Source organism: Verrucosispora sp. WMMA2044, from assembly GCF_027497155.1.
GTDB lineage: Bacteria > Actinomycetota > Actinomycetes > Mycobacteriales > Micromonosporaceae > Micromonospora > Micromonospora palythoicola.
In genome coordinates this window covers 1,725,170-1,736,371 of record NZ_CP114913.1, presented here as the reverse complement: position 1 = coordinate 1,736,371, position 11,202 = coordinate 1,725,170, and the positions used below count along the sequence as shown (strand labels likewise).

Annotated in this window: 11 protein-coding genes; 4 read left to right on the top strand and 7 right to left on the bottom strand. The window is 69.1% G+C overall.

Annotated features, from left to right (window positions below; genetic code table 11):
• Window positions 1-22: 22 nt before the first annotated feature.
• The 6 genes from O3597_RS07925 to O3597_RS07900 all read right to left on the bottom strand — a co-directional run bounded on the left by O3597_RS07925 (window position 23) and on the right by O3597_RS07900 (window position 4,906).
• The gene (locus tag O3597_RS07925; protein ID WP_281603678.1) at window positions 23-1,210 is read right to left on the bottom strand and encodes an NAD(P)/FAD-dependent oxidoreductase; all 1,188 of its coding nucleotides are present in this window, start codon (window positions 1,208-1,210) and stop codon (window positions 23-25) included.
• 118 nt (window positions 1,211-1,328) lie between these two features.
• Window positions 1,329-1,559, bottom strand: a complete 231-nt coding sequence (locus O3597_RS07920) for a phosphopantetheine-binding protein (protein ID WP_166458962.1) — start codon at window positions 1,557-1,559, stop codon at window positions 1,329-1,331.
• Window positions 1,560-1,576: 17 nt separating this feature from the next.
• Complete coding sequence (locus O3597_RS07915; protein WP_164449081.1) at window positions 1,577-3,145, bottom strand: amino acid adenylation domain-containing protein; 1,569 nt, start codon at window positions 3,143-3,145, stop codon at window positions 1,577-1,579.
• A gap of 74 nt (window positions 3,146-3,219) precedes the next feature.
• Entirely contained in the window at window positions 3,220-3,876 is a 657-nt protein-coding gene (locus O3597_RS07910; RefSeq protein ID WP_164449082.1) for an LmbU family transcriptional regulator, read from the bottom strand.
• 130 nt (window positions 3,877-4,006) lie between these two features.
• On the bottom strand, window positions 4,007-4,657 hold the full coding sequence (locus tag O3597_RS07905; protein WP_164449083.1) for an FMN-binding negative transcriptional regulator: 651 nt from the start codon (window positions 4,655-4,657) through the stop codon (window positions 4,007-4,009).
• 33 nt (window positions 4,658-4,690) lie between these two features.
• Window positions 4,691-4,906 (bottom strand): MbtH family protein, encoded by a 216-nt coding sequence (locus O3597_RS07900; RefSeq protein ID WP_164449084.1) that lies wholly within the window; start codon window positions 4,904-4,906, stop codon window positions 4,691-4,693.
• Window positions 4,907-5,283: 377 nt separating this feature from the next.
• On the opposite strand from O3597_RS07900, the gene O3597_RS07895 reads away from it, so the two are divergent.
• From O3597_RS07895 to O3597_RS07880, 4 genes are all read left to right on the top strand, one after another.
• Window positions 5,284-6,237: an ATP-binding cassette domain-containing protein gene (locus tag O3597_RS07895; RefSeq protein ID WP_164449085.1), complete on the top strand. Its 954-nt coding sequence runs from the start codon at window positions 5,284-5,286 to the stop codon at window positions 6,235-6,237.
• Window positions 6,234-6,995 (top strand): ABC transporter permease, encoded by a 762-nt coding sequence (locus O3597_RS07890; RefSeq protein WP_281603677.1) that lies wholly within the window; start codon window positions 6,234-6,236, stop codon window positions 6,993-6,995. Before O3597_RS07895 ends, O3597_RS07890 begins: the two co-directional genes overlap by 4 nt.
• A gap of 185 nt (window positions 6,996-7,180) precedes the next feature.
• Complete coding sequence (locus tag O3597_RS07885; RefSeq protein WP_281603676.1) at window positions 7,181-8,134, top strand: ABC transporter ATP-binding protein; 954 nt, start codon at window positions 7,181-7,183, stop codon at window positions 8,132-8,134.
• Window positions 8,131-9,813, top strand: a complete 1,683-nt coding sequence (locus tag O3597_RS07880; RefSeq protein ID WP_281603675.1) for a hypothetical protein — start codon at window positions 8,131-8,133, stop codon at window positions 9,811-9,813. The genes O3597_RS07885 and O3597_RS07880 overlap by 4 nt, the downstream gene beginning before the upstream one ends.
• Before the next feature lie 98 nt (window positions 9,814-9,911).
• Here O3597_RS07880 and O3597_RS07875 read toward each other — a convergent pair whose 3' ends face one another.
• On the bottom strand, window positions 9,912-11,120 hold the full coding sequence (locus tag O3597_RS07875) for a sodium:proton antiporter (protein WP_281603674.1): 1,209 nt from the start codon (window positions 11,118-11,120) through the stop codon (window positions 9,912-9,914).
• Window positions 11,121-11,202: the final 82 nt, after the last annotated feature.

Genomic DNA, 11,202 nt, shown 5'->3' with positions numbered 1-11,202 from the left:
AACCTGGGGAGCAGAACGTCAGTCAGTCCTGGTCGAGCAGAGCCAGAAGTTCCTCGTTGTAGAAGTCGTCGATGGAGATCGCCCCCGACAGGGTCGAGAAGTAGCGATCGATGTGCTCCTGGTGACCGACCAGCTTGCGCAGCATGTCCGTGCGCCCCTCGGGCTTGAGTTCGGCCACGTTGAGAGCGCCCTGGTAGTGGTTGAGGGCCTCGTTGCCCAGGCTGCGCTCGTAACGCCGCAGCGCCGAGCGCAGCGCCCGCTCGTCGTGCAGGTCCTTGCCGACGTAATCGGTGAGCGTCTGTGCCTGCACCCACGCCTCGGTGATGCCCCGCGCGGTGATCGAGTCCTTGTGGTTGACCGCGTCGCCCACCAGCACCCAGCCGGGCCCGTACGCCTTGCGGAAGTAGTTCTCCTGGTGCCCGGTGCCGTACAGCTGCTCCACCCGCTCGCCGGACTGCATCCGCTCGTACAGCTCCGGTGCCGTCGTGCGGAACGCCTCCAGATAGGCGGGCTCCACCGCCTTGCGGACATCGCCGAAGTCGGCCTGCGGGAAGTAGGTCATCAGCAGGGTCAGGTCGTTGTTCGTGGGTACGACGCCGATCCAGCGACCGGGCCGCTCGTAGAGTTCGAAGTTCGCCGGCACCCCGGCCCAGTAGCTGTAGTAGACGCAGGTCAGCCGGGCGTGCTCGATCACGTTCGGCGCGCCGACCTTGCGGGCGACGAGCGAACGCATGCCGTCCGCGCCGACCACGAGCCGCGCCCGTTCGGTCGTCTGCACGCCGGCGGGCGTGGTGTACCTGACCCCCACGACCCGGTCGCCCTCGTAGATCAGGTCGTTGACCGTGCACGACTGCTGGAACTCCGCCCCGGCCCGCACGGCACCCGCCGCGAGGATGGGGTCGAGGACGTACCGCCGGGGCGCGTACGTGGTCCGCAGGCCGTTGATCGGCAGGGAGAACCCCTCCACCCGCACTCCGGGTGCCTCGTACACCTGGTGGGTGATGGGCTGGACATCGGTGGCCCGCAGCTCGTCCAGCAGCCCCCACCGGTCCAGCAGCGCCACGCCCTGCGAGTGCAGGTAGTGCGAGGAGAGGGTGTCCTGCGGGAACTTCGCCTTCTCCAGGAGCAGGACCCGGTACCCCTGCCGCGCGAACAGCATGGCCGTCGGCGAACCCGCGCAACGGGCACCTATGACAATGACGTCGTACATGGCGCCTCTCTTAACCAGGCTTCACGATTGACACGGCCCCGGATGGGGCCGGATGAGGTAAGCGTTCACACAGCGCGGAAAAAGTCGCTGTCGAGCGTCGGCAGGCCGGTGTGTGCCGCTATCCGGTAGTGGCCTGCGCGGATTCGATGTACGCCGAGATGGATGCCACCGTCGGGTTGCGGAACAGCTGGTCCACGGGCACCTCGACACCCAGTTCGACGATGAGGGACCGCTGAATTCGGGCCATTATCACCGACTGGCCACCGAGGGCGAAGAAGTCGTCGTCGACAGCCACGTCGTCCCGCCCGAGTTCGCGGCGCCAGATCGCGTGCACTCTTTCGGTAATCATCACGTTCCCTTCGTCGGTCATCGGGCCGGTGAGCCGGTCCGCAGCTCGTCGAGCAGCGCCGCGCGGTCGACCTTCCCGTGCGGCGTCAACGGCAGTCGGGCGATGGTGCGGAATCGGGCCGGGACCATGTTCCGCGGCAGGGACTCCAGCAGGCGGGCACGCACGTCGTTGTCGGCCAGCTCGGCACCGGTCGGCACCAGGAATGCGGTCAGCTCGCCGGAGCCGTCGGGGCTCACCACGACGGCGGCCTGCCGGACTCCCGTCAGCCGGCCCAACGCCCGTTCGATCTCGTGCGGATCGATGCGCATGCCGCGCACCTTCACCTGCGTGTCCATCCGGCCCAGGACGATGAGCTGACCGGTGTCGGTGACGTATCCGCGGTCGCCGGTGCGGTAGATGCGCACCGGAGCGCCGTGGACCTGGATCGTGGTGAATCGCGCCGACTCGGGACCCGAGCCGTTCAGGTAACCCGCGCCGACGCTGCGGCCGGCGATGCAGATCTCGCCCGGTTTCCCGGTGGGTATCCCGCGCAGTTGCTCGTCGAGGATGTGGATGTCGGTGTTGTAGCCGGGCCGGCCGACCGGCGCGATGTCGTGCTCGTCGCTGCGATAGTCGGCGAGGTCGTACGAGGTCGCGACGTCCGCGCACTCGGCGACGCCGTACTGGTGCAGCAGGGTGCAGGTGTTTCCCTCGGCCCTGGCCCAGTCCAGGACGCGCTCGACGTGCAGCGGCTCCCCGCCGAACAGCACGTAGTCCAGCCGGGTGAGGGCGTCTCCGCCGCTCGCGACCTCCCAGTCCACCAGGACGTAGAGAGTGGACGAGGCGCAGTTCACCGTCCGGATCTCGTGCTCGGACAACATCCGGTACGCCATCGCGGCGTCGAAGTTCCGGCTGGCCATGAGGTACTGGGTGGCGCCGCAGAACAACGGCATCATCAGGCTGCGCTGCGAGAGGTCGAATCCGAACGCGCTGACCACGAGGTTGTGCGACTCGCGATGCAGGTCGAACTCGAAGGTCAGCCAGTTCAGGAGGTTGAACCAGTTCTCGTGCCGGACGGCGGTCAGCTTCGGCGTACCGGTCGAGCCCGAGGTGAAGACCGCATAGCAGAGATCCTCGCCGGTGAGTGGCACGTCGGGGTTGACCGCCGGCATCGCCGCCAGCTCGTCGGACGCCTGCGTCAGGTCGATGACCGGGGCGTTCGCGCATTCCACCAGCTCGATCGTGGCGGGCGCGGCGACGATCGCGGCGAGCTGCGGTATCTGCCCCAACAGCAGTCGCAGGCGGGCGGCCGGGTAGGCCGGGTCCAGCGGTACGTAGGCCGCACCCGCCTTGAGGGTGCCCAGGATGGCGACCAGCATGTCGATCGAATAGTCGAGGCAGACACCGACCTTGGCGCCAGGTCCGTGCCCGCGCCCGGCGAGCAGGTGCGCGAACTGGTTGGCTCTGGCGTTCAGGTCCCGGTACGACACGCGCTGCCCGGCACAGTGGACCGCGATGGCGTCGGGGGTGTCCGCGGCGTGTGCCTCGAATCGATGGTGGACCACCGGCACCGAGGGCAGCGGTACTCGTTTACCCGGAAGAATCATCAACCTACTCCGATGTGACGGGTGGCCGGCCGGCCTGGTTGCCGGATCACCACGAGGGGGACGGTGCGGCGTCGTCAGGCGACGCGCCGATCGACGGCGTCGAGGACACGGGTGACCCATTCGTCGACGGAGAGACCGCGCGCGGCGGCCAACTTCGAGTAGCAGTCCAGTTGGTTCGCGGACAGCTCAATGGTGATCTTGGTGGTCGAGCCCTTGCGCTTCCCGGCGTCGCTCGCCTCTGCCAGCTGCACGACGCCCTGACTCTGGTCGCCGTCGGCGACCGGAGGTGCGGCGTTCGCGCCGCGCTCGGCCAGGCTGGCCCGAACCGCCTTGCGGAGTTCGTTGCGCGACCACTTCTGCTGCTCGGCCTTGCGGAGCCAGTAGTCCTGCTCCGCCGGTGCCAGGCGGGCCAGCTCGGCATGGTGGGCGAAGCTGAGCGTGTCCCGCCGCCGGCCCTGCTCGAACCGCCGGGCCACCCACGCGTAGTTGCGCAGAGTCTGGTAGTCCAGGCCGGTCCGCTCGATGGCCTCCCGGTACCGCCGCCACCCGTACGTGACCTCTCCGAAGATCAGCCAGTCGGCGAGCCACCAGGCCGACGAGTTCGCCAGCTCGCGGAGACTGCTGCCGATCTGTTCCCAGGATCGCTCGGACAGACCCTGCGGGAAGACCATTCCCGACTTCCGTACCGTTGCCTGGTTGCCGACGAACGAGACCACGAGATCGTGCTGCATGGGTCCGCCGGCGCCCACCGGTCTGGTTCGGCATTCGTCCACGGTCTTCACTGATTTCCCCCATTCCTTGTCGAAACCAGAGGTGGGCGGCGCGAATTCATCCGATCGAACTTCCCGCCGCCCGGACGTCTCAGCCGCGCTCGGCCATCCTGGTCATGTATTCCGCCACCTCGCGCTGCCCCCCGGCTGCTTCCTGGAAGTGTCGGCACACCTGGCCCTGTGTCTCACGGTTCTGTTCCTGACTGAGCTTGAAAATCGCCTCGGAGCGGGTGACGGTGAAACGAAAGGCGCCAACCCCGGGAAGAATCCGGCGGAAGTGGCCCATCGAATCGGTCATGTCCCAACCGTTTCCGAAGTCGGCCTCCAGAGTCCCCGCGGTCGCCCGCACCACCGACAGCGTCTCCTCCGCGGACTCGATCGGCTCGATCACGCCGCGCAACTGCACCGCGGTGTAGTTCCAGGTCGGCGCCGCGGGCGTGAACGGGTACAGCGTCGGCGAGACGTATCCGTGCGGGCCGGCGAAGCTGAGCACCGCGGGCGTGCCGGTGCGCAGCGCCTTCCACTGCGGATTCGCCCGGTTCATGTGACCGAGCAGCGTGGTGCCGGTCAGGTCCGGCGAGTCATGGGCGGCCGCGGCCGGATCCGCGATGACCGGCAGGTGAGTGCCGAACGGCCCGTCCGCGTCGGCACCGTTGGTCATCAACAACGCCAGCGGATTCCGCCGAACCAGCTCCCGGATCCACTGTGGGTCCGGCTCCCGGTACATGCTGGGCACAAACATGACGCTCCACTCCTCCGCGAGATACGACGACGGTCAGTTCGCCGCCATTGCCTCCCGCAGACTCCGCGGGCGCAGGTCGGTCCAGTTCTGCTCGACGAACTCCAGGCAGGCGGCCTTGACGTCCGCGCCGAAAACGACCCGCCAGCCAGCCGGCACCTCGGCGAAGACCGGCCACAGGGAGTGCTGGTCCTCGTCGTTGACCAGGACGTAGAAGCTGCCGTTCTCGTCATCGAAAGGGTTCGTGCTCACGTGCCACCGTCCTTGAGATCGTCGCGAAATGACTCGGGTTCGAATCGAGATGACGCCCGACATTCAACGGCCGCCGAATAAATGCCAGGTCATCGTAGGCGCCGGCCGCGGATACCTGTCAAGGATGGTGATACCCCTGTTCCGGAGGGCTCTCCCCCAACCATTTACGGGGCCCCTGTCGCAGAAACGGTCCCGCCGGGCCGGGCCCCTATTCTCGGCCGGCAACCCCTATAGGTGGCTTCGGGACGTAGACACCGCATTGGCGACAAATACGCTTACTACTCGGCAGACGCTGAGCCGAACCATCCTGAGAGGGACGCCGGTGCCCGATCACGGCGGACGCGCTGCGTTTCGGACACGACGAGGACGGTGGAGAAGTGAGACGTTCAGCGGTTTCTGTTTCAGGACTGCGCAAGAGCTACGGCGACAAGGTGGTCCTCGACGGCATCGACTTCGACGTCCCCGCGGGATCGGTCTTCTCCCTGCTCGGCCCGAACGGGGCGGGCAAGACCACGACCGTGAACATCCTGACGACCCTGCTGCGAGCCGACGCCGGTACGGTGCACGTCGCCGGACACGACGTGACGACCGCGACCAGGCAGGTGCGCTCGGCCATCGGCGTGACCGGCCAGTTCGCCGCGGTGGACGAGCTGCTGTCGGGCCGGGAGAACCTACGCCTGGTCGCCGACCTCAAGCACCTGCGCACCGGTGACACGGTCGTCACGCGGTTGCTGGAACGCTTCGACCTGGTGGCGGCGGCGGACAAGCTGGCCTCGACCTACTCGGGCGGCATGCGACGCAAGCTCGACCTGGCGATGACGCTCGTCGGCAACCCGGACATCATCTTCCTGGACGAGCCGACGACCGGCCTCGACCCGCGTAGCCGGCGCACGATGTGGAGCATCGTCCGCGAGCTGGTCGCCGACGGCACCACCATCTTCCTGACCACCCAGTACCTGGAGGAAGCCGATCAGCTCGCCGACCAGGTGGCGGTCCTCAACGAGGGCCGGCTGGTCGCCCAGGGCACCCCCGAGCAGCTCAAGCGCCAGGTCCCCGGCGCACACCTGCAACTGCGGTTCGCCGAGGTGCACGACCTCGACGCGGCGGCCCGGATCCTGGGCACCGTCACCCGGGACGACGACGAACTGACCCTGCAGGTGCCACACGACGGTGAGCCGCGGTCGCTGCTGGCCCTGCTCAACCGCCTCGACGAGCAGTCGATCAATCTCCGGGAGTTCGCCGTACGGACCCCCGACCTCGACGACGTCTTCCTGTCCCTGACCGAGCACTCCGCCACCAGCCGCCCGCGTGAGGAGGCGATCGTACGATGAGCACTGTCGCGACCGCGTTCGGTGACTCGACCGTCATGCTGCGCCGCAACCTCCGGCACACCCTGCGCAACCCGACCACCGTGTTCAACGCGATCCTCTTCCCGATCGTGATCATGCTGATGTTCGTCAAGGTGTTCGGCGGCGCGTTCGACGTCGGCTCCAGCTACATCGACTACGCGACCCCGGGCCTGCTCGTGATGGCGGTCAGCTACGGGCTGGGGGCCACCGCGACGGAGGTGAACTCCGACATGACCAAAGGCATCATCAATCGTTTCAAGGTCATGGACGTCTCTCGGGGTTCCGTGCTGACCGGGCACGTGATCATGACCACCCTGCGCTGCCTGGTGGCCTGCGCCGCCATCATCGGGGTTGCCTTCGGGTTGGGCTTCCGCCCCAGTGCCGGTCCCGTCGACTGGCTCGCCGCGATCGGCGTGATCGTGCTGCTCGGCTTCGCGGCCGGATGGCTCACCGTGGCGTTGGGGCTTGCCGCGAAGACCGTGGAGTCGGCCGGCATCGCCACCGTACCGCTGATCATGCTGCCGTTCCTGAGCAGCGCGTTCGTGCCAGCGGACTCGATGGGAGCCGGCATGCGGCAGTTCGCGGAGTACCAGCCGTTCACCCCGATCATCGAGACGCTGCGCGGACTGTTGATGGGCCAACCCTCGACCGGTAGCGCGTTGGCAGCCGTCGCCTGGTGTCTCGGGCTGGCGTTCATCGGATACCTGTGGTCGGTCTCCACCTTCAACAAGCGGGCGTGACACACCGAGCCTCGACAATGTAGTTGGGCTCGGGCACCACCGGAGCGAAACACCTCCGGTACCTCGGCCCCGTGGCGCCGGCTCGACGAACGTTGATCGCCGAGCCGGTGCCGCACGGTCCACCTGCCGCACCGACCGGCCAACGCTCACCACCGCGGCACCCGCCTCTCTCCCTGGGAGTGACAATGACAGCGAACCCCGTCGAAATCGCCGACCTGCGCAAGTCGTTCGGCTCCGTCAAAGCGCTCGACGGCCTGCACCTGACCGTCCGTCCCGGTGAGATCGCCGGATTCCTCGGCCCCAACGGCGCCGGGAAGTCGACCACGATCCGGGTGCTGCTCGGCCTGCAGCGCCGCGACTCCGGTACCGCCCGGCTCTTCGGTGGCGACGCCTGGCGCGACGCCGTGGCCCTGCACCGCCGGCTCGCCTACGTCCCCGGTGACGTGAGCCTGTGGCCCAACCTCACCGGTGGCGAGGCCATCGACTACCTGACCCGGCTGCACGACACGTCCGACCGGGCGGAGCGCCGAAAGCGCAAAGCCGCCCTGCTGGACAGCTTCGAGCTCGACCCGACCAAGAAGGCACGCACCTACTCGAAGGGCAACCGCCAGAAGGTGGCGCTCGTGGCCGCCTTCCTCATCGACCCCGAGCTCTACATCTTCGACGAGCCGACCTCCGGCCTGGACCCCCTGATGGAGGCGGTCTTCACCGAGCACGTCCAGCGGGTCAAGGACGCGGGGCGGGCGGTGCTGCTCTCCTCGCACATCCTGAGCGAGGTGGAGAAGGTCTGCGACACCGTCACGATCATCAGGAACGGTCGCACGGTCGAGTCCGGCACCCTCGCCGAGCTGCGACACCTGACCCGTACCACCGTCAGCGCGCTGGTGGTCGACGACCCGGCGGCCATCACCGGACTCGCCGGTGTCCACGACGTCACCACCGCCGCGAGCGGTGACGTCACCAAGGTCGACCTCTCCGTCGACAACGCCCAGATCGGCGCGGTCCTGGCCGCGCTGTCGCGGCTGGACGTACGCGGTCTCACGGCCACCCCGCCGTCGCTGGAGGAACTGTTCATGCGGCACTACGGCGCGGACCCGACCGCTGCGGCACCCCGAGACGTCGAGGCGGTGACCCGATGAGCACGCCGACCGCCGACGTCGCTCGGCAGGCGCCGCCCGCCCGCCCCGCGACGGCGCGGACTCCGGCATCCACCGCCGCCCTGGCGGGCACCGGCTACCTCCTGCGGTTCATGTTGCGGCGCAACCGGGTCCGACTGGCGGTCTGGACGGGTTCCCTGGTGGCGTTCTGCGGTTACTACGTGGTCGCCATCGCGGCGGTCTACCCCACCGCCGCCGACCGGCAGAACCGGGCCGACTCGATCGCGAACGCCGGTGGCACGCTGCTGGCCGGACCGGGTTACGGGCTGGAGGACTACACCATCGGCAGGATGTTCGCCAACGAGATGGCGCTGTGGTTGATGGCGCTCCTGGCGACGATGAACATCCTGCTGATCGCCCGCAACACGCGCGCCGAGGAGGCGAGCGGCCGCACCGAACTCGTCCGGGCCCTGCCCATCGGGCGACACGCGGGCACCGTGGCGGCGTTCCTCATGGTGATGATCGCCGACGCCGCCTTCGCCCTGTTCGGCAGCGCGCTCATGATCAGCGCCGGGCAACTCGCCGCGGCGGACACCTTCACCCTCCTGACCGGGGTGGCGCTCACCGCCCTGGTCTTCGCCGCCGTCACGACGGTGACCAGCCAGCTGACCGTGCACAGCCGCGGCGCCTCCGGCCTCGCCTTCGCGGCACTCGCCGCCGCAGTGCTGATCCGGGGCATCGGCGACATCCAGCAGGAACACGGCAGCTGGCTGTCCTGGCTGTCCCCGATCGCCTGGACGCAGCAGACCAGACCGTACGCCGACGTCCGGCTCTGGCCGCTCGGGCTGAGCGTGCTGGCGATCGTCGTGGCGCTGGTTGTCGGGGCCGTCCTGGCATCCCGGCGTGACCTCGGGGGTGCCCTCCTGCACGGTAGGCCCGGCCCCGCCGCCGCCGCGCCGTCGCTGGCCAGCCCGTTCGCGCTCGTCGTCCGCCAGCAGCGCGCGGCGTTGCTGTGGTGGCTCGTGGGGTGTGTGGCGATGTTCGGCCCGGCCGGGCTGTTCCTCGGCGCGGACTCCGGTGACGCCCTCCAGCGGATCGCCGAACAGAACGAACTCACCGAGACCATCTTCGGCGACGACCCGATCCTGGCGTTCCTGGCCATCATGATGCTGCACAACGCGCTCGCCGTGGCTGTGTTCACCACCGCGTCGGTGCTGCGCGTGCGGACCGAGGAGGACGAGGGCCGGCTCGGGCTGGGCCTGTCCCGGCCCACGTCGAGGACCAACGCGCTGCTCGCGCACCTGGCCGTCGCCGGGATCGGCGCGCTCGTGCTGCTCGTCGCCGGCGGTGCCCTGCCGCTGTGGGCCGGCGCCTCCCTCTCCGGCGGCGACACCAGCCTGCTGATCCTGCTGAAGAGTGCCGGTGCGTTCGCGCTCGGCATCGCGGTCCTGATCGCCTTCACCGCGGTGCTCTACGCCTGGGTTCCCCGGGCGAGCGCGCTCGCGTGGGTGTTCTGCGGGATCATCGTGGTGGAGCGGTTCTTCGGATCGGTCCTGCAGCTACCCACGGCGGTCAAGGCCCTCTCGCCGTTCTGGTGGGTCGGCAGCTACCCGAACGCGCCCCTCGATCCCGCGCACCTGGCGGGTCTCGGCGTGGCCGCCGCCGCGTTGCTGGCCCTGGCGGTCGCCGGTTTCCGCCGGCGTGACCTCAGCGCGGGCTGAGCACCTGTTCGACCGCCCAGCGTGGGGCGGTTCCCGATGGCCCCGGCCCGACGGCCGGGGCCATCGGCGCTGCGGTCGCGGCGACCACCGACCCAGGTTCACCGCGTGGAAGCCGGCGGCCGCCGGACGTACCAGCGACGGCCCGGGGCGGCGGTGACACCGTGCACCACCGTGCTCGCCACCACCGCCAGGCTCCCGGCAGCCCACAACCGGGGGTCGGCGACCCCGTTCTGCTGACTGTGAGTGAGATAGAACAGCGCCGACACCCCGACCGGGCCGAACCAGCCGAGAAACACCGTGCTCCGCCAGGACAATCCCAGCGCCGGTTTCAGGGCCAGCACCACCGGCAGTCTGCGCAGCAGCAGCGCGACGGCGAAGGCGACGACCGGCCACCCGAGCTCGACCCAGTCGTGCCACGGCACCTCGACGCCGAGCAGGAAGAACAGCGGCAACACCAGGTAGCGGGTCAGGGCGTCGTCGAGCCGCTGCTGCGACGCTCGGGAGCGGCCACCGACCATCGCGTTGTACGCGAGACCGGCGACGAAGACCGCGAGAATCCCGTCCGTGTACGCCAGCCGGGCGAGTCCCAGCGCGGCGACGCCGAGCACGATCGTGAAGACCAGCAGCGAGCCCCGGTCCACGTCCTCCCGCTTCTCTGCGGCCAGGATGGCCCGGCCGGCGCTCCAGCCGACGGCCACGCCGATCAGCAGCGCGCCGGCGACCGCCCAGATCACCTCGACGAGAGCACCACTCGACGACCCGGACGTGACGGCGGACAGGGCGAGCACGACGAAGGCGAAGGCGAGGCCGTCGTTGGCGCCGGATTCGCCGCTGATGACCTGCCGCAACCGCACCGGGAGTTCCCGCTCGGCGGGCCGACCGGAGACGATGCTGGACGCCAGAACCGGGTCCGTCGGCGTCACGCAGGCGCCCAGCAGCATCGCGAGGGCCAGCGGAAGGCCGAGGACGAGCCAGGCCAAACCGGCGCTGACCACCGCCATGCCGACCATCGCGACGGCGAGCAGCACGCCGACCGGACGGATCACCGACCGGTAGTCCGACAGCGGAAACCGCAACGCGACCGCCATCAGCGAGATGGCCAGCAGTATCCGACTGGACTCCACCATCAGCGCCGTCATCTGGTCGGCGGGCAGGTCGATCAGGCCGAGCACCGGACCGGCGAGGACACCCAACGACAGCGCGAGCAGCGGCTCACTGACCGGTGCCCGTCGCACGGCACTGGACCAGAAGGCCAGCAACAGCGCCAGGACCCCCACCAGGGCGTAGCTCAGATGCAGCCGATTCATTCCCGGTCGTTACCCGTAGCCTCCCGCGGCATACCAGCCGGCCGCCGCCCCGACGGGTGGACCGTCCCGGTCCTGGACCGCT